The organism is [Brevibacterium] flavum (assembly GCF_019317305.1).
GTDB lineage: Bacteria > Actinomycetota > Actinomycetes > Mycobacteriales > Mycobacteriaceae > Corynebacterium > Corynebacterium glutamicum.
In genome coordinates this window covers 3,151,082-3,169,450 of record NZ_CP079240.1, presented here as the reverse complement: position 1 = coordinate 3,169,450, position 18,369 = coordinate 3,151,082, and the positions used below count along the sequence as shown (strand labels likewise).

Here is an 18,369-nt window from a genome sequence, read left to right as displayed (position 1 = left end):
CCCTGAATACAGGCGACATCCAGGGTGCCATACGCAACGGCTACTCCCGCCTATCACAGTGTGGCGGCGTTGTACCGCGTGAGCCGTCCTGCGGGCCAGGACGACACTATCCACCTAGGACATCTCAAGGAGACCCGTGACGCCTACCAGCGACGCGTAGATGACGACCTCGCCCTGTTCCCCTCCCTTGCGGCGCCCGACCCACACGGCCGCCACCCGATCCAGGAATGGCTGAGCACTCACACCGGCCCTCTCATGGACCCCGGCTGTACCGCCAAACCCTCGGCCTACTAAACACCCCCTATCCGAGTACCCGGGAAAGGAGCATGATCGACGCCACGTCATCTCCACGCCAGGAACCCACCAGCACCGCACGGTGCTGGTGGGTTCCTAGCGTTGACAGGCCACGTGGCATGCTCTTCTGCTCCACCTCGTCAGGTCGGAGGTGTGTGGGTAATTGATCCAGGTCAAGGAAGTTTCTCCGGAATTGTCCTAACTTAATGAGTGTCACAAGAAAAAGACCCTCAAAAAGTAAAGGACACCCATCATGAAGACCTGGAAAACCTGGGGCATCGTCGCCGTCTCAGGCCTGTTGATTATCCTGTCCTGGCTCACCCCCACTGGGTGGCTGTCAGACGGATTCATGATCGCCGCCGCGGTCGTCGCCGGCTGGCAGATCGCCCTCTCCGCCTACCAGGCACTGCGGATCAAGATGATCTCAATTGACCTGCTGGTCATCGTCGCCGCCATCGGCGCGCTGTTCATCAACAACTACTGGGAATCCGCCGCCGTCACCTTCCTCTTCGCCCTCGGCAAGGCCCTGGAGAAGGCCACGATGAACCGCACCCGCAAGGCATTGTCGGACCTGGTGGACGCTGCCCCCGAGACCGCCACCGTGCTGCGCGACGGTGAGCCCGAAACCGTTGAGATCTGGGAACTGGCCCCCGGTGACGTCGTGCTCGTGAAAAACGGCGAGCAGATCCCCGTCGATGGACGCGTGCTCTCCGGACACGGTGGGGTCGATGAGGCCACCATCACCGGAGAATCCGTCCCGGCCGAGAAGGCCGCGGACTCCGAGGTCTTCGCCGGTACTTGGCTGCGCTCCGGTGTGCTGCGCATTGAGGCGATCGGCATCGGCTCGGATTCCACCCTGGCCAAGATCATCCACCGTGTCGAAGACGCCCAGGATGACAAGGCAAAAACCCAGACGTTCCTGGAGAAATTCTCGAAGTACTACACCCCCGGCGTCATGATCGCCGCCCTGGCCGTCGGCCTGATCACCCTGAACGTTGAACTGGCCCTGACCCTGCTGGTCATCGCCTGCCCGGGTGCCCTGGTCATCTCGATCCCGGTCTCGATCGTCGCCGGTATCGGCCGCTCCGCCAAGGACGGCGTCCTGATCAAGGGCGGGGAATACCTGGAGACCTCCGCGAAGGTCGACACCATAGTCGTCGACAAGACCGGCACCCTGACCAACGGCCGCCCCGAGCTGACTAACGTCGACGTCCTCGACCCCGCCTACTCAGACGATGAGGTGCTCACCCTGGCCGCCCGCGCGGAAACCGCCTCCGAGCACCCCCTGGCCGAGGCCATCATCCGCGGCGCGGAGAACAGGGGCTTGACCGTGGCGATGGTAGAAAAGGCCGAACCGGTCGCCGGCCGCGGTATCCGCGCTGACGTGGACGGTGCCACCGTGGCCGTGGGCTCAGCCGACCTGCTCGATCACACCCCGGATAACACCCGCATTCTCGAGCTCAACGAACAGGGCAGGACCGCCATGTACGTCGGCGTCAACGGCAAGGCCGTGGGCATCGTCGCCGTGGCCGACACCATCCGAGATGATGCCCCGGCCGCGATCAGGTCCCTGCACGATAAGGGAATCCGCGTGGTCATGGCCACCGGTGATGCCGAACGCGTCGCCCGCAACGTCGCCGCCGAGCTCGGTGTCGATGAGGTGAGGGCAGAACTGATGCCTGAGGACAAGCTCGAGATCGTCAAGGAGCTGCAGGCGCAGGGCCGGGTCGTGGCCATGGTTGGCGACGGTGTCAATGACACCCCGGCACTGGCCACCGCGGACATCGGTGTGGCGATGGGTGCGGCCGGTTCGCCTGCCGCCATCGAGACCGCCGATATCGCCCTGATGGCCGACAAGCTGCCGCGGCTGCCCTACGCCCTGGGTCTGGCCCAGCGCACGGTGCGCACCATGCGGGTCAACATCGGCATCGCCCTGCTCACTGTCACGATCCTGCTGGCCGGTGTCCTGCTCGGTGGAGTGACCATGTCGATTGGCATGCTCGTCCACGAGGCCTCCGTCCTGCTGGTCATCGCGATTGCGATGCTCCTGCTGCGCCCCACCCTCAAGGAACCGCAGGCCGCGGCCAAGAAGGCCGCCGCCGATACCCACCAGACCGCCACCACATAACCAACCATCACCCGCCACCCCACCAGCGGCAGTGCCGCAGGAAAGAAAGAGGACACCATGGTTTCATCGAAAAACTTCCACATCGGTGACAACATTAAGCACTTCACCATCGCCGATATCGCCACAGACAACCCGGACTTCCGCCGGGTGCTGTGGACCGGTCACCATGCCCAGACCGTCGTGATGACCATTCCACCCGGAGAAGAGATCGGCGAGGAAGTCCACGACACCACCGACCAAATCCTGACGTTTGTCGCCGGCACCGGTAAGGCCGATCTCGACGGCGAAACCCATCTCATCGGACCCGGTGACCAGTGCGCCGTGTCGGCTGGAGCCCGACATAACTTCCGCAACACCGGGGATGAACCGCTGGTGCTTTATACGATCTACGCCCCGCCCGAGCACGCCGTCGATAGCGCCCACGCCACCCGCACTGAGGCGGAGGCAGCTGAAGCCGAGGGGCGAGACACCCCGCCGGAGAGCTGATCACCATCACGGCTCTGACACCTACGAGAACCACTCACAGAAAGAAGAGAACAACCATGTCCAAGGTATATGCGTTCCACATCTTCGATAGGCCTGACACTCAGAAGTTGATTGACCGTCCAGCCCCGCAACCAGGACCGGGAGAACTCGCGGTGAACGTTCGTGCCGCCGGGGTCAACCCCGTCGACTGGAAGATCCGCTCCGGCGCCCTGGGCACCGATCTGGCGCTGCCAGCCCCGATGGGCCAGGAAGTCGCCGGCGTGATCACCGCCGTGGGAGCCGGAGTCGAGGAGTTCACCGTTGGCCAGGAGATCCTGGGCCCAGTCGTCCCGGGTTACGGCGGCTTCGCTGAAGACACCCTGGTCGCCGCGGTCGACGCGGTGGTCAAGCCGGAGGAGATTTCCTTCACTGATGCCGCCACCATCCCGGTGGCCGCAGCGACCGCTTATGATGTCACCCACCAGATCGAGCTCGATCCCGGCCAGGTTCTGCTGATCGTCGGGGCCGGTGGGGGTGTCGGCTTGATGGCCGCCCAGATCGGTCGGGTCCATAAGTTCACCGTGCTCGGAGTGGCCAGTGAAGCTAAACGCCAGGTCGTCGAAGCCACCGGTGCCACCTTCATCCCGTCGGGGGATGCTGTGGCCGGCCGGGTCCGCCACCTAGCCCCGGACGGAGTCGACCTCATCGTCGACCTGGTCGGCGGGCAGGCACTGCGCGAGGTCGCCGGACTGGTCACCGACCCCTCCCATCTCATCTCTGCCGTTGATCCGGCTACCGCCGCAGAACTCGGTGGAGTGGGCCTGGAGCGAACCCCGGAGGCGATGGCGAAGATCACCGATGTGATCAAATACGGCCTGGTTGACCCGCAGGTCACCAGCCGGTATCCCCTCGATCGGGCCGGGGAGGCACTAGCCGTGGTTGAAGACGGCCACGCCACCGGCAAAATCGTGATTGATATGACCGCAGCCTGATCGACCACCACTCACACGCACCGCGGCCAGAAGCCACGACACGAGCTCCGGTCATCCCCGGCGGTATCGAGGTAGTCCCGGCGGGGCGTGCCCTGCCCCGCCCCAATGCTCAGGTGAAAACACCCCAGTCTTAACTCTTGCCAATAAACTCAAAACGGTGCTGTTGCAAAGTTGGGGCAGTAGGAAGATCGACGTGAAATAATCACAGCCATGGGTATCTTCTCCGGTCGTCATTTCCCCCGTGACATCATTTTGTGGGCAGTGCGCAGGTCACTGCCGCTACGGGGTGAGCTGACCTAAGATCTGGAGGAAATGATGACTTCAGCCGCGGCGTGCCAGTTGATCACACCACGATTCTCACCGCTGGGTCCAGAAATACGCCCCTGAGCTGGACAAGCACACTCGGTGGTACCGGCAGGTACCTGACTGGCAGGCCCGGTCCTGGCGGGTGGATGAGACCTACATCCGGGTCGGCGGCAGGTGGTGCTACCTCTATCGGGCTATTACCGCTGGTGGGCATACCCTGGACTTTTACCTCTCTCCGAAGCGCAACGTCGCGGCAGCGAAGCGTTTCCTGGCTAAGACCCTGCGGTCGAACGCGTCAGCCGGGTCCCCGCGGGTGATTAATACAGATAAGGCACCCTCCCTGGCCAGGGCGATCTCCGAGCTCAAGGAAGAAGGCATCTGCCCACCGACAGTGGAGCACCGTCAGGTGAAATACCTGAACAACGTTCTCGAGGGAGATCATGGGCGGCTGAAAAGGATCCTGGGGCCGAAGGGTGCATTTAAGAACTTAGACATCTGCATATCGGACGTTGAAAGGGATGGAGGCGATGCACTCCTTGCGGAAAGGTCAGGGGACGATGTTTGCTTACGGGCAACCGAACCCGGACGCGGTGATCGTCAGCCGGGTCTTCGAGACGGCCTGAGAACGCTGAGTCGCAGAGACCATGGAGAAATGAAACTCGGGCGTTCGTGGCCCCTCCACCCGACTTTGCAACAGCACCCAATTAGATGTCCCGCTTGTTCGGCAGGAGGAATCTGTTCCGGTGTCTAAGATGCAGCAGACCGAGCAGTGTCGTAGGGTTCGTCGTTTTGGTAAAAAGTCTGTGGATCCTGATGTGTTTACCTTTGCTGGGAATAATCAGAAGGTGGTGTTCCAGGGGATGCGTATTTCTGTTCCTCGTACGATGAAGGACAGGGAGTTTTATCGGACAGTGACAGCAACTGAGCTTGGTTTCTGGGATGCGATAACCGGGGAGCTTGAGTTGTTGATTTCGTTGCCGGTTGTGGCGATTGCCCGGGGTAAGTCGTATATCAGTTCTTACAACATTCGTGGGGTGTGGATGCAGCACCCGACGCTGTTGTGGCAACGCAAACGTGATGAGGCTGAGAAGCGATTTAAGTCGATAGATCCGGGGGATCTACTGCGCTAGAAACTTGTCCCGAGGGTGATGGTTGGTGTGCACACTGCTGTGGCTTTGTGTGTGCACAACCTAGTGGGATCGGGCGTGCGCAAGGATATGATATTGAGTGTGCACAACGTGCTGACACTTTACAGTCTGGTTTTAGTCCGGTTTTAGGATTTGACCCCCTTGAATTGAGGTCGTCTGGGGCGAAATCGCGGGCGCCAAGGCCAAAACTGGCGATACAGGCCTGAAGTGACGCCCGAAGTAAAGCCGGAATCTTACGAAGTCCCTCCAAACCTAAGGGCGCACCACCTTCACCCCTGATGAAGACCCCGAACCATCCCCCATTTTTTCAAATGAGCGTTCAGCAGAGTGCAGTTTTGCGTAGACTCGGGTTCTGAGCAGCGAATCGGATTCAGTGATTTGCTTGCGGGCGCAGAAATGATTTTTCAATTAGACACACTTAGACACACGTAACTAAAATCTCAGGGAAGTGACTGATAATGGCTAATCCGCTCAGCAAGGGCTGGAAGTATCTCATGGCATCGTTCGACAACAAGATCGATGAGAATGCAGATCCAAAGATCCAAATTCAGCAAGCTACAGAAGCTGCCCAGAAGCAGCACCAGCAGATTATGCAGCACGCTTCTCAGATTATCGGTCAGCAGAAGCAGCTTGAGATGAAATTGAACCGCTTGGTTACTGACCGCGATAAGTTGCAGGAACAGGCTCGTCAGGCAATTCAGTTGGCAGATAAGTCCGCAAACGAAGGCGACAGTGTTAAGGCTCAGGAGTTCAACAACACTGCTGAGGTTTTTGCTTCCCAGTTGGTAGCTGTGGAACAGCAGTTGGAGCAGACTACTGCGCTTCATCAGCAGGCTGAGGTTGCGGCGAAGGATGCTGTTGCGAAGTCTAAAGAGTCTGAGATGCGCCTGAAAGAGCAGATGTCTCAGATTGATGCTCTACGTGCGCAGGCTGATCAGGCGAAGATGCAGGAAAGTGTCACTAAGTCTATGGATTCTTTGAATCAGTTTGGCACTCAGGATTCTTCTGTTCCTACCCTTGATGCGGTGCGTGAGAAGATCGAGCGTCGATATGCAGATGCTTTGGGCGCGCAGGAACTTACCCAGAACACTGTTAGTGATCGCATGGCTGAGATTGCGCAGTCCGGCACCGATATGCGGGCGTCAGCTCGTTTGGCTGAACTTCGCGCGGAGGCGCTGGGCACGTCCGCAACGCCTAAGGGCCAGCTAGAGGCAGGTGTCGAGGATGCGGAAGAGCTTATCGACGAAACCTCCACCCCTTCAGCTATCCCAGAAACCGCAAGCCCAGAAGCTGATGCTCCAGAAGCATCCGCAGACGAGTCCGAGAAGAAATAACCTAAACACAAAAAACTGGGGCTAACTCCGAAAGGAATTAGCCCCAGTTTTTTGTGATTCTAGCTATTTCGCTGGTTGAGCAATACACCACGGATTCCGGAGTGAAAGCCATCGCGTAAAGCTACGCGCTGCGCTTCAGTCAGGGTGTATTCGTGGAGAGTTTCACAAGCAAACTGCAGAAGCGGGCGATCGATCTCTGGTGGAAGTCCGCCACCAGACAATAGATGAGCCTGATCTCTTTGAGTGCTGGTAGCTGCGTTTTCAAACCACCACGATGCGTACTGTTGCCCGACATCGTAAGGAGTTTGGAATCCTGCTGTTGCCCACACTTCGTTGGGAAGCGGAACGTAGCGGGAACGAAGCTTGCGGCGGGGAGCCATCATCGAAGGGCTGGGGATCTTTGGACGTGAGTCCTCGATTTCAGCTTCGACTTCCGAATGTTCCTCAGTGTCAGCTGGGGCTTTCGGTGGAATATCCGCAGGGCTTGGAGCTTTTGGTTTTGGAGTTCCCGGCTTGGGGGATTCTTGCTTTTGGGGCTCTGCCTTTGGAGTCTTAGGTTTCGCCGGAGTGGGCTTAGCTGCCTCAGGAACCGTGGGAGCTTCTACGCCTGATTCCGCTACTGGAGCAGCTGGTTCTCCAAAAAACTCAGTTACCTTGATTTCAGCGGCCTCGAAAGATTCGGTGATTTCTACTGAATCAGCGGTTTGACCTTCGTGTTTGGAGATCTCATTCTGCGCTTCACAGACCTGTTCCGACAAAGCTTCGGCAGGTTCACCTGGGTGTGGAGAGAATTTCTCATCTTTCGCGCTGACCTCTTCAAATGGTGAGGCGACGCCTGGAACTGGAGTGAAATCCAAATCCTCGATGGGTTCTGCATCGTTGATGGGCTTTACCCGAACGACAGGGGGTAGTGGACCTTCGAGAACCTGCAGCTGCATGCATTCAGCAAAATCTTCTCGAGGATCCAAAATGGTGGTGGTGTCACAGCAGTGGCGCAGTTGGGAGGACATAGAATCCCAGCCGAAGCCGTAGAGGTGAACGCGAAGGCCTGCATTGGCAGCTTCTTGAACACCGGGGATCATGTCGGCGTCGCCACTGACGAGCACGATATCGGAGCATTGTCCGCGAACACCTGCGAGAACGAGGTCTGCAACAAGGCGGGTATCTACTGCCTTTTGTGTGCGGCGTTCGCCCCATTCAATTAATTGGCCAGCACGAAGTTGCACACCATCGCAGGTGCGTAATGCTCGTTGATAGCGGTGGGGGCCGGAATCGGGGATTCCGTCGTACCACATCTGGCGTTGTACTGGCTGTTTAAGTTGTTGTTCAATCATCCTTCCTAATACCCCGACTACTTCGGGGAGGTCGATTTCTAATTGGGCACGTGCCCCTGTCTCCCAAGAGTTGTAAAAGCTTGCGAGCAGGTAGGACGTATCCACGAATACCTGTGTGCGTTCAAGCATGGCTCCTAATTCCGATTCTGTTTAGTAAACGTTGAGTTAAAATCTATTCATCTAAGCATGCCTTATCTTGCGAATATGCGTCCATTTTAAGTGGGTAGAGACTGCATAACACTTGGTATTACCCGAAAGTAATGTCGTTAATACTGTTTTTAATGGCTATAAAGAGGCATAGGGTTAGTTATATGAGTAACCAACCATGGGGATCGTCGTGACCGCGCCTCTGTATAAACAGATCGCTTCTTTGATTGAGGACTCCATCGTTGACGGAACCTTGAGCGTTGATCAACGCGTGCCTTCTACTAATGAACTAGCCGCGTTCCATCGCATTAATCCCGCCACCGCACGCAACGGCCTGACCCTCCTTGTCGAAGCCGGCATCCTCTATAAGAAGCGTGGCATTGGCATGTTCGTCAGCGCCCAGGCCCCAGCACTCATCCGAGAGCGGCGAGATGCCGCCTTCGCAGCTACTTATGTAGCACCGCTTATCGACGAATCCATCCACCTTGGTTTCACTCGTGCGCGCATTCACGCCCTTTTAGACCAGGTCGCTGAAAGTAGGGGCCTGTACAAGTAGCGCTTAAACCCTCTTGACCTGGGGAGTTGCGGACTGTTGTGCGGGTGTGTAAATTAATTCCAGTCAGCGCGACCAACAACGCCCCAACACATAAGAGATTATGTGGACAGTGAGGCGGATCTAGGAAAACAAACGCTCGACAAACCAACAACACTTCATCGAAGTCAACAAACACCGATTTGGTGAAAGTAAACAAGATGAAGTAACGTTGAACAAGCTGCCAACAAGACACCAACAAACAAAATGTTGATGATCTTATGGTGTGCGTATGTTGTTTGAGAACTCAATAGTGTGCCATTTATTATTTTTGTCACTACCACTCTTAACCCCTTGAGGGTTTTGGTGGTGGGTCATGCCGGGTGGTGGATCGCCAATATTTATCCATCACTGTAAACAATAAACCAATATTGTTGGCATGATTTTGTGGGTCTGCTTGTTCCCCGTCAAGGGATCAGGCCCACATGAAAGACACGATGATCCTTATGTGGGTTGTGGTGTTTTTTTAAATCATTATTTTTTGATAATGCCAGTAACACCCCATTATCTGATCATTTTCTGATGGTTGGTGGGGGTGTTGTTGTTTTTGTCAGGTGTTGGGCTTTTCACGGCCTAAACAATCTTTTTTATTGTTTTTTGTGGAGAGTTTGATCCTGGCTCAGGACGAACGCTGGCGGCGTGCTTAACACATGCAAGTCGAACGCTGAAACCAAATGCTTGCATTTGGTGGATGAGTGGCGAACGGGTGAGTAACACGTGGGTGATCTGCCCTACACTTTGGGATAAGCCTGGGAAACTGGGTCTAATACCGAATATTCACACCACCGTAGGGGTGGTGTGGAAAGCTTTATGCGGTGTGGGATGAGCCTGCGGCCTATCAGCTTGTTGGTGGGGTAATGGCCTACCAAGGCGTCGACGGGTAGCCGGCCTGAGAGGGTGTACGGCCACATTGGGACTGAGACACGGCCCAGACTCCTACGGGAGGCAGCAGTGGGGAATATTGCACAATGGGCGCAAGCCTGATGCAGCGACGCCGCGTGGGGGATGACGGCCTTCGGGTTGTAAACTCCTTTCGCTAGGGACGAAGCCTTTTAGGTGACGGTACCTGGAGAAGAAGCACCGGCTAACTACGTGCCAGCAGCCGCGGTAATACGTAGGGTGCGAGCGTTGTCCGGAATTACTGGGCGTAAAGAGCTCGTAGGTGGTTTGTCGCGTCGTCTGTGAAATCCCGGGGCTTAACTTCGGGCGTGCAGGCGATACGGGCATAACTTGAGTGCTGTAGGGGAGACTGGAATTCCTGGTGTAGCGGTGAAATGCGCAGATATCAGGAGGAACACCAATGGCGAAGGCAGGTCTCTGGGCAGTAACTGACGCTGAGGAGCGAAAGCATGGGTAGCGAACAGGATTAGATACCCTGGTAGTCCATGCCGTAAACGGTGGGCGCTAGGTGTAGGGGTCTTCCACGACTTCTGTGCCGCAGCTAACGCATTAAGCGCCCCGCCTGGGGAGTACGGCCGCAAGGCTAAAACTCAAAGGAATTGACGGGGGCCCGCACAAGCATGGAGCATGTGGATTAATTCGATGCAACGCGAAGAACCTTACCTGGGCTTGACATGGACCGGATCGGCGTAGAGATACGTTTTCCCTTGTGGTCGGTTCACAGGTGGTGCATGGTTGTCGTCAGCTCGTGTCGTGAGATGTTGGGTTAAGTCCCGCAACGAGCGCAACCCTTGTCTTATGTTGCCAGCACATTATGGTGGGTACTCATGAGAGACTGCCGGGGTTAACTCGGAGGAAGGTGGGGATGACGTCAAATCATCATGCCCCTTATGTCCAGGGCTTCACACATGCTACAATGGTCGGTACAGCGAGTTGCCACACCGTGAGGTGGAGCTAATCTCTTAAAGCCGGCCTCAGTTCGGATTGGGGTCTGCAACTCGACCCCATGAAGTCGGAGTCGCTAGTAATCGCAGATCAGCAACGCTGCGGTGAATACGTTCCCGGGCCTTGTACACACCGCCCGTCACGTCATGAAAGTTGGTAACACCCGAAGCCAGTGGCCCAACCTTTTAGGGGGAGCTGTCGAAGGTGGGATCGGCGATTGGGACGAAGTCGTAACAAGGTAGCCGTACCGGAAGGTGCGGCTGGATCACCTCCTTTCTAAGGAGCTTTACTAACCACCGGCAAACAGTTGTTTGTGTGTGTGGTTGTTGGTGTTGGAACCCGTATGTGGTTGCCATCAACATATTTTTAATCGGGTGGAGATGACCCCTGAGGGTGACAACAACACAGTCAATACTGTGATTAATAGGTGGCATGCTGTTGGGTGTCTGGAATGACATCGCTTGCATCACCTTATGGTGGTGTGTGTGGGTTGTTTCTAACATCGAGCATCGTCAACACGGGTAGAGAATGTTTGTGTTCTTTGGTTGTGGTGTCGGTGGTGTGTTGTGTGAGAACTGTATAGTGGACGCGAGCATCTTTATTTTTTTGTTTTTTGTTGTGTGATACCGAACGCGCCCAAACATTGGTGAGGCTTGTCCTTGTTGGTGGTTGGGTTATAGTTTTTTGTTTGTTGTTTTGTAGGGCACACGGTGGATGCCTTGGCATATCAAGCCGATGAAGGACGTGAGAGGCTGCGTTATGCCTCGGGGAGTTGCCAACTAAGCGTTGATCCGAGGATGTCCGAATGGGGAAACCCAGCCGTAGTGATGTGTGGTTACCTGCCAGTGAATGTATAGCTGGTGTGGAGGTTGACACGGGGAAGTGAAACATCTCAGTACCCGTAGGAGAAGAAAACAATTGTGATTCCGTTAGTAGTGGCGAGCGAACGTGGATGATGGCTAAAACTTATGTGTGTGATACCCGGCAGGGGTTGCATGTAGGTGGTTGTGGGGCAATAACGTTCATATTCTGCCGGATGTGGGCATGTGCTGCGTGGTTAGTGGAAGTGGTGTGGAAACACCTGCCGTAGAAGGTGAGAGTCCTGTACACGAAGATCATGGTGGTGTGTGTGGTTGTTGATACCCCGAGTAGCAGCGGGCTCGTGGAATCTGCTGTGAATTAGCCGGGACCACCCGGTAAGCCTGAATACTTGATATGACCGATAGCGGATTAGTACCGTGAGGGAATGGTGAAAAGTACCCCGGGAGGGGAGTGAAATAGTACCTGAAACCGTGTGCTGTCAATCCGTCAGAGCACCCGTTTGTGGTGTGATGGCGTGCCTTTTGAAGAATGAGCCTGCGAGTCAGCGGCATGTCGCGAGGTTAACCCGTGTGGGGTAGCCGTAGGGAAACCGAATCCTAACGAGGGTGATTTTGAGTGGCATGTCTTGGACCCGAAGCGGAGTGATCTACCCATGGCCAGTGTGAAGCAGCTGTAAGAGGTTGTGGAGGCGCGAACCCACTTAGGTTGAAAACTGAGGGGATGAGTTGTGGGTAGGGGTGAAAGGCCAATCAAACTCCGTGATAGCTGGTTCTCCCCGAAATGCATTTAGGTGCAGCGTCGTGTGTTTCTTGCCGGAGGTAGAGCTACTGGATGGTTTAGCGGGACCAACATCTTAGCGACATCAGCCAAACTCCGAATGCCGGTAAGTCAGAGCACGGCAGTGAGACTGCGGGGGATAAGCTTCGTAGTCGAGAGGGAAACAGCCCAGATCGCCGGCTAAGGCCCCTAAGGGTGTGCTAAGTGGAAAAGGAGGTGGGGTCGCGAAGACAGCCAGGAGGTTGGCTTAGAAGCAGCCATCCTTGAAAGAGTGCGTAATAGCTCACTGGTCGAGTGATTCCGCGCCGACAATGTAGTGGGGCTTAAGTACACCGCCGAAGCCGCGGCAATGATCCTTTTGGATTGTTGGGTAGGGGAGCGTCGTGCATGCGTTGAAGCTTTGGGGTGACCTTGGGTGGAGTGTGTGCGAGTGAGAATGCAGGCATGAGTAACGAATGATGCGTGAGAAACGTATCCGCCGGATGACTAAGGGTTCCTGGGTCAAGTTAATCTTCCCAGGGTGAGTCGGGGCCTAAGGCGAGGCCGACAGGCGTAGTCGATGGATAACGGGTTGATATTCCCGTACCCGAGTATGAGCGACCATGGTGAATCAGTGATACTAACCACCCATAAGCACCCGCGAAAAGGCTTTGCTTTTTGTGGTGTGTGGTTGCGTGGGACCTGATCTGGTAGTAGCTAAGTGATGGGGTGACGCAGGGAGGTAGCTCAGCCACTTATTGGATTGTGGTGTAAGCGTGTGGCACGCAGTGTAGGTCAAATCCGCACTGTTTTTGTGTGAGGCGTGATGCGGAGCCCGTAAAAGGGTGAAGTGGGTGATCCTGTGCTGTCGAGAAAAGCCTCTAGCGATGTTGATATTCGGCCCGTACCCTAAACCGACACAGGTAGTCAGGTAGAGAATACTAAGGCGTTCGGGTGAACTGTGGTTAAGGAACTCGGCAAAATGCCCCCGTAACTTCGGGAGAAGGGGGCCACGGCGTGTGAACAACTTTTCGTTGGGAGCGTGTTGTGGTCGCAGAGAATAGAGGGAAGCGACTGTTTACTAAAAACACAGGTCCGTGCGAAGACGTTTAAGTTGATGTATACGGACTGACGCCTGCCCGGTGCTGGAAGGTTAAGAGGACCGGTTAGTGACCTTTATGGTTGCGAAGCTGAGAATTTAAGCCCCAGTAAACGGCGGTGGTAACTATAACCATCCTAAGGTAGCGAAATTCCTTGTCGGGTAAGTTCCGACCTGCACGAATGGCGTAACGACTTCCCTGCTGTCTCAACCACAGGCCCGGTGAAATTGCAGTACGAGTAAAGATGCTCGTTACGCGGCAGGACGAAAAGACCCCGGGACCTTCACTATAGCTTGGTATTGGTGTTTGATTCGGTTTGTGTAGGATAGGTGGGAGACTTTGATCATATGACGCTAGTTGTGTGTGAGTCGTTGGTGAAATACCACTCTGATCGGATTGGATGTCTTAACCTTGGCCCATGATCTGGGTTGGGGACAGTGCCTGGTGGGTAGTTTAACTGGGGCGGTTGCCTCCTAAAATGTAACGGAGGCGCCCAAAGGTTTCCTCAGCTTGGTTGGTAATCAGGTGGTGAGTGTAAGTGCACAAGGGAGCTTGACTGTGACACTGACAGGTGGAGCAGGGACGAAAGTCGGGACTAGTGATCCGGCACCTACTTGTGGTTGTGGTGTCGCTCAACGGATAAAAGGTACCCCGGGGATAACAGGCTGATCTTCCCCAAGAGTCCATATCGACGGGATGGTTTGGCACCTCGATGTCGGCTCGTCGCATCCTGGGGCTGGAGTAGGTCCCAAGGGTTGGGCTGTTCGCCCATTAAAGCGGACGCGAGCTGGGTTTAGAACGTCGTGAGACAGTTCGGTCTCTATCCGCGCGCGCGTTGAAACTTGAAGGAAGGCTGTCCCTAGTACGAGAGGACCGGGACGGACGTACCTCTGGTGTGCCAGTTGTTCCGCCAGGAGCAGGGCTGGTTGGCTACGTACGGGAGGGATAACCGCTGAAAGCATCTAAGCGGGAAGCCTGTTTCGAGATGAGGTTTCTTTTGAGGTTCCCTAGAGATTATGGGGTTGATAGGCCAGATCTGGAAGCACTGTGAGGTGTGGAGGTGACTGGTACTAATTTACCGATAACAACAAACCACTTATGGTTTGGTGTTGCGCAACGTAACGAAAACAGAACAATATGTGTTCGCGTCCATTATGCAGTGTCTGACACAGCACAACCAACCTGTGGTTGGTTTGGTGTGTGGTTGTGTCGGTGGTGATAGTAGCAGGGAAACGCCCGGTCCCTTTCCGAACCCGGAAGCTAAGCCTGGTTACGCTGATGGTACTGCACTCGGGAGGGTGTGGGAGAGTAGGTTACCGCCGACCAAAAACTTAACAATATATGAGAAGAAGCATGATCAACAGGTGTGTTGGTTGTGCTTCTTCTCATTTTTTGCGTTGGGGGTTGGCCCCGGTGCACGCGGCAGCCTGGCATCGTATTTTTCCGGAGGAGATGTCTGGCGGGGTTGGCCCCGGTGCACGCGGCAGCCTGTGCCTGGGGTGGGCGTCGACAAGCACAAAGTGTTGTGGGAGTGGTGAGGATACATGGTTGTGTGTCCTCATCACTCCCTTTTTTGGTTTATAGGGCTTGTAGAGAGTCTTAAAATGGGCTGACATGCCAAGATGGGGCCGAAGTGCTCGAAGCGACAGAAAAGCCGGTGTAGGGAAAACTACACCGGCTTGAAAAAGTGCTTGAGCGTCTGGGTGATGTCTACGAGGCCTACAGACTTCCCGTAGGTCGATTACTCACAAAGGTGCGTTCCTCATTTGTTTGAGGGTCCACGAAGGTTAGCGTACGGGCGATGAGGTGCATTGGGGTGGTGTAGTCCTCATCGTCGACTGCGTGGAGGATAGGGTAGAGGGGGTCGCCGAGGATGGGGGCTGCGAAGTCGCGCATGTGGATGCGCAGCTGGTGGGTTTTGCCTGTTGAGGGGGCTAGAACGTAGCGCGCTTGGCGGGGGAGTGGGCCGTGCATTTCTTCGAGGATGCTCTGTTCGGCGTCGTCGACTGGGGTGACTGACACCAGTTCGGTGCGTGCGTTGACGGGGCCTTCCACGACGAAGGCTTGCACGATGCCGCGTTCCTTTTCGATGCGGGATTCCCAAATCGCGGGACCATCATCAAGTAGCCCTGGAACGAATTCTGCGATTGCCTCATAGGTTTTGGACGCCTCACGTCGGGCAAACAAGGTTTGGTAAGCGCCACGGAGTTCTGGTTTTTTCACCATGACTAACACACCGGAAGTCAGGCGATCGAGGCGGTGAGCTGGGGTGAGATCGTTGTTTCCAGTCAGCACACGCATTTTCACCAGCGCGGTTTCGGTGATGTGGCGGCCACGAGGCATGGTTGCTAGGTAGGGTGGCTTGTCAATGACTAGGATGTCATCGTCTTCGTGAATGACATGAATTTTGTAAGGGATCGGCCGTTCGGCGGCGGGCATGCGGTAGAACCAAATGTCGTCGTCGGGCTGCACCATGGTGTCGGGGGCGTAGGGCTCGCCGTAGTGGTTGACAACGAGGTTGGCGTCGAAACGCGCTTGAAGCGCTTCGGCGTTGTCGGCCGGATTGCGGTGGCGCTGCGTGGAAATGAGGTATTCAACAAAATCGATGGCGCGGATCGGCGCCGCGTCGAGCGGCAAACGCACACGGGAGGGGTTGAGGCCGTCGCGGATGGGTAGCGGCGCTTTCATTTTTGGCTTTTGTACTACCCTGTTAGACATGGACTTCAACGCAATCATCAACCCAATCATTGAATTCTTCAGCACAGATCTCGGTGCTGTGATCGCTCAAATCAGCCGCACCTTGTTTGACCTGCTTTTCCCTTCAAACACTGATGCCGCAGTGGTGAATGCTGGATAAGTTTTTAACATGTCTAGTGTAGTCGGGGAAGGCCCAAAACCACGATTGAGCGTGCTTGATCTCGTCGCGCTGAGTGAAGGGATGACGGCCGGCGAGGCCATTGCGCACAGTGTTCGCGCTGCGCAGATCGCCGAAGAGCACAATTATGCGCGTTTCTGGGTAGCGGAGCACCACAACTCGGAAGGCTTGGCATCTTCCGCGACGACGCTGCTCATGGGCCATATTGCAGGCCACACTTCACGCATTCGCGTCGGTTCCGGTGGCATCATGATGCCCAACCACTCCGCGCTGCACGTCGCCGAAGAACTCGGCACCCTTGAGGCCATTTACCCCGGCCGCATCGAGGCTGGCCTAGGGCGCGCACCAGGAACCGACCCCATGACGGCGCGGGAATTGGGTCGGGCAAGTTCGCTTGTCGACGACGTCCTCTCCACAATCGTCTCCCTCCAGAATTATTTGGACCCCCCCGAAGGACGCCCGAGCATCATCGCGCATCCAGGAATAAACTCCTGTGTGCCGCTATTCATGCTGGGATCTTCCCTCAACGGCGCTGCGATGGCCGCTAAATTAGACCTTCCATTCGCCTTCGCCAGCCACTTCGCACCCTTCCAAATGGGGCCCGCCATCGCCTCCTATCGCGAACGAGCAGCCAATCCTTATGTCATGGCCGCAGCGAATGTCCTGGTGTGCGACACCGAGGAAGAAGCCGAATTCCAGATCTCCACACTGCACCAAATGTTCGCCGGAATCGTGACCAACTCCCGCGGCAAACTTGCCCCACCAGTGCGGAATCTGAAAGACAAACTCGACCCGATGATCTGGAAACACATCGAAGATTCATTGGAAATGACTTTCATCGGAACAGCCGAATCAGTGGTATTACAACTGCAGGAATTCGCTGATCGCTACAAGTTAGATGAGATCATTACAGTCACCTACTCCTACGACCCCGAAGTCAGGTTCCGCTCCATAGCTGCACTTGGCACGGCATGGAATTAGTGTCAAAAGCCTCAAAAATACTGGTACTAACCAGCTGTGCGGATCGGGTATCCGCGCTACACTTAGAGGTGTTAGAGATCATGAGTTTCCACGAACTGTAACGCAGGATTCACCAATCAATGAAAGGTCGACCGACATGAGCACTGAAGACATTGTCGTCGTAGCAGTAGATGGCTCGGACGCCTCAAAACAAGCTGTTCGGTGGGCTGCAAATACCGCCAACAAACGTGGCATTCCACTTCGCTTGGCTTCCAGCTACACCATGCCTCAGTTCCTCTACGCAGAGGGAATGGTTCCACCACAAGAGCTTTTCGATGACCTCCAGGCCGAAGCCCTGGAAAAGATCAACGAAGCCCGTGACATCGCCCATGAGGTAGCGCCAGAAATCAAGATCGGGCACACCATCGCTGAAGGCAGTCCCATCGACATGCTGTTGGAAATGTCTCCCGATGCCACAATGATCGTCATGGGTTCCCGCGGACTCGGCGGACTCTCCGGAATGGTCATGGGCTCCGTCTCCGGTGCAGTGGTCAGCCATGCAAAGTGTCCAGTCGTTGTTGTCCGTGAGGACAGCGCAGTCAACGAAGACAGCAAGTACGGCCCAGTCGTCGTCGGTGTGGATGGCTCCGAAGTCTCCCAACAGGCAACCGAATACGCATTTGCGGAAGCTGAAGCTCGTGGCGCCGAACTCGTTGCAGTTCACACCTGGATGGACATGCAGGTACAGGCATCACTTGCAGGTCTTGCAGCTGCTCAACAGCAGTGGGATGAAGTAGAACGTCAGCAAACCGACATGCTGATCGAACGCCTCGCACCACTGGTGGAAAAGTACCCAAGTGTAACCGTCAAGAAGATCATCACCCGTGACCGCCCAGTTCGCGCACTTGCAGAAGCATCTGAAAACGCGCAGCTCCTAGTCGTTGGTTCCCATGGTCGTGGCGGATTTAAGGGCATGCTCCTTGGCTCCACCTCCCGCGCACTGCTGCAATCCGCACCGTGCCCAATGATGGTGGTTCGCTCACCTGAGAAGATTAAGAAGTAGTTTCTTTTAAGTTTCGATGCCCCGGTTTCCTGATTTTGTGCAGGGAGGCCGGGGCATTGGTGTTTGCGGGTTAGTTCGGGCCATTCGAAAGGGAGAAACCAAGGGCAGCCAGACAGACGTGCCAAGAATCTGGATTTCCGCCAGGTTTTGGCACGCCCGTCTGGTTTAGGCAGTGAGATACCGGACACACGTGCCAAAACTTCGGCTT

Annotated in this window: 11 protein-coding genes, 3 rRNA genes and 2 pseudogenes; 13 read left to right on the top strand and 3 right to left on the bottom strand. The window is 55.8% G+C overall.

Translation table 11 applies throughout. The features are described from left to right. Window positions 1-301: 301 nt before the first annotated feature. Window positions 302-511: a hypothetical protein gene (locus tag KW808_RS15195; protein WP_144290627.1), complete on the bottom strand. Its 210-nt coding sequence runs from the start codon at window positions 509-511 to the stop codon at window positions 302-304. A gap of 36 nt (window positions 512-547) precedes the next feature. Between KW808_RS15195 and KW808_RS15190 the strand changes: the two genes are divergently transcribed. The 6 genes and pseudogenes from KW808_RS15190 (at window position 548) to rsmP (ending at window position 6,667) form a co-directional block, all read left to right on the top strand. Then, window positions 548-2,422 (top strand): heavy metal translocating P-type ATPase, encoded by a 1,875-nt coding sequence (locus tag KW808_RS15190; protein WP_499652308.1) that lies wholly within the window; start codon window positions 548-550, stop codon window positions 2,420-2,422. A gap of 57 nt (window positions 2,423-2,479) precedes the next feature. Continuing rightward, window positions 2,480-2,908: a cupin domain-containing protein gene (locus tag KW808_RS15185; RefSeq protein WP_003859107.1), complete on the top strand. Its 429-nt coding sequence runs from the start codon at window positions 2,480-2,482 to the stop codon at window positions 2,906-2,908. Between the two features lie 56 nt (window positions 2,909-2,964). Beyond that, window positions 2,965-3,879 (top strand): NADP-dependent oxidoreductase, encoded by a 915-nt coding sequence (locus tag KW808_RS15180; RefSeq protein WP_003859104.1) that lies wholly within the window; start codon window positions 2,965-2,967, stop codon window positions 3,877-3,879. A 210-nt stretch (window positions 3,880-4,089) separates the two neighbouring features. Continuing rightward, window positions 4,090-4,808: pseudogene (locus KW808_RS15175) on the top strand (IS6 family transposase). A 78-nt stretch (window positions 4,809-4,886) separates the two neighbouring features. Next, a pseudogene (locus KW808_RS15170) lies at window positions 4,887-5,315 on the top strand (integrase core domain-containing protein); the annotation flags it as partial. 476 nt (window positions 5,316-5,791) lie between these two features. Continuing rightward, the gene (gene rsmP / locus KW808_RS15165) at window positions 5,792-6,667 is read left to right on the top strand and encodes a rod-shaped morphology protein RsmP (protein WP_499652305.1); all 876 of its coding nucleotides are present in this window, start codon (window positions 5,792-5,794) and stop codon (window positions 6,665-6,667) included. 59 nt (window positions 6,668-6,726) lie between these two features. On the opposite strand, the gene KW808_RS15160 is transcribed toward rsmP, so the two are convergent. Then, complete coding sequence (locus tag KW808_RS15160) at window positions 6,727-8,130, bottom strand: NYN domain-containing protein (RefSeq protein WP_499652304.1); 1,404 nt, start codon at window positions 8,128-8,130, stop codon at window positions 6,727-6,729. Between the two features lie 196 nt (window positions 8,131-8,326). Between KW808_RS15160 and KW808_RS15155 the strand changes: the two genes are divergently transcribed. The 4 genes from KW808_RS15155 to rrf all read left to right on the top strand — a co-directional run bounded on the left by KW808_RS15155 (window position 8,327) and on the right by rrf (window position 14,588). Then, entirely contained in the window at window positions 8,327-8,704 is a 378-nt protein-coding gene (locus KW808_RS15155) for a GntR family transcriptional regulator (protein WP_003863733.1), read from the top strand. A gap of 632 nt (window positions 8,705-9,336) precedes the next feature. Next, a 16S ribosomal RNA gene (locus KW808_RS15150) occupies window positions 9,337-10,861 on the top strand. Between the two features lie 411 nt (window positions 10,862-11,272). After that, window positions 11,273-14,357 (top strand): 23S ribosomal RNA (locus tag KW808_RS15145). 114 nt (window positions 14,358-14,471) lie between these two features. Continuing rightward, a 5S ribosomal RNA gene (gene rrf / locus KW808_RS15140) occupies window positions 14,472-14,588 on the top strand. Together the 16S, 23S and 5S rRNA genes form the textbook arrangement of a ribosomal RNA operon. Before the next feature lie 394 nt (window positions 14,589-14,982). Here rrf and KW808_RS15135 read toward each other — a convergent pair. Then, the gene (locus KW808_RS15135) at window positions 14,983-15,951 is read right to left on the bottom strand and encodes an RluA family pseudouridine synthase (RefSeq protein ID WP_003862519.1); all 969 of its coding nucleotides are present in this window, start codon (window positions 15,949-15,951) and stop codon (window positions 14,983-14,985) included. A gap of 28 nt (window positions 15,952-15,979) precedes the next feature. Here KW808_RS15135 and KW808_RS15130 point away from each other — a divergent pair, with 28 nt between their 5' ends. The 3 genes from KW808_RS15130 (at window position 15,980) to KW808_RS15120 (ending at window position 18,161) form a co-directional block, all read left to right on the top strand. Further along, entirely contained in the window at window positions 15,980-16,120 is a 141-nt protein-coding gene (locus KW808_RS15130; RefSeq protein WP_003862521.1) for a hypothetical protein, read from the top strand. A gap of 9 nt (window positions 16,121-16,129) precedes the next feature. After that, window positions 16,130-17,119, top strand: coding sequence for an LLM class flavin-dependent oxidoreductase (locus KW808_RS15125; RefSeq protein WP_040073063.1), 990 nt, complete (start codon window positions 16,130-16,132; stop codon window positions 17,117-17,119). A gap of 136 nt (window positions 17,120-17,255) precedes the next feature. Then, the gene (locus KW808_RS15120; RefSeq protein ID WP_003862525.1) at window positions 17,256-18,161 is read left to right on the top strand and encodes a universal stress protein; all 906 of its coding nucleotides are present in this window, start codon (window positions 17,256-17,258) and stop codon (window positions 18,159-18,161) included. Window positions 18,162-18,369 lie beyond the last annotated feature (208 nt).

What these genes read in the sequence shown, in the direction of transcription:
- KW808_RS15190 (WP_499652308.1), top strand. Translation starts at nt 548, where the DNA reads ATGAAGACCTGGAAAACCTGGGGCATCGTCGCCGTCTCAGGCCTGTTG.
- KW808_RS15185 (WP_003859107.1), top strand. Translation starts at nt 2,480, where the DNA reads ATGGTTTCATCGAAAAACTTCCACATCGGTGACAACATTAAGCACTTC.
- KW808_RS15180 (WP_003859104.1), top strand. Translation starts at nt 2,965, where the DNA reads ATGTCCAAGGTATATGCGTTCCACATCTTCGATAGGCCTGACACTCAG.
- rsmP (WP_499652305.1), top strand. Translation starts at nt 5,792, where the DNA reads ATGGCTAATCCGCTCAGCAAGGGCTGGAAGTATCTCATGGCATCGTTC.
- KW808_RS15160 (WP_499652304.1), bottom strand. Translation starts at nt 8,130, where the DNA reads ATGCTTGAACGCACACAGGTATTCGTGGATACGTCCTACCTGCTCGCA.
- KW808_RS15155 (WP_003863733.1), top strand. Translation starts at nt 8,327, where the DNA reads ATGGGGATCGTCGTGACCGCGCCTCTGTATAAACAGATCGCTTCTTTG.
- KW808_RS15135 (WP_003862519.1), bottom strand. Translation starts at nt 15,951, where the DNA reads ATGAAAGCGCCGCTACCCATCCGCGACGGCCTCAACCCCTCCCGTGTG.
- KW808_RS15130 (WP_003862521.1), top strand. Translation starts at nt 15,980, where the DNA reads ATGGACTTCAACGCAATCATCAACCCAATCATTGAATTCTTCAGCACA.
- KW808_RS15125 (WP_040073063.1), top strand. Translation starts at nt 16,130, where the DNA reads ATGTCTAGTGTAGTCGGGGAAGGCCCAAAACCACGATTGAGCGTGCTT.
- KW808_RS15120 (WP_003862525.1), top strand. Translation starts at nt 17,256, where the DNA reads ATGAGCACTGAAGACATTGTCGTCGTAGCAGTAGATGGCTCGGACGCC.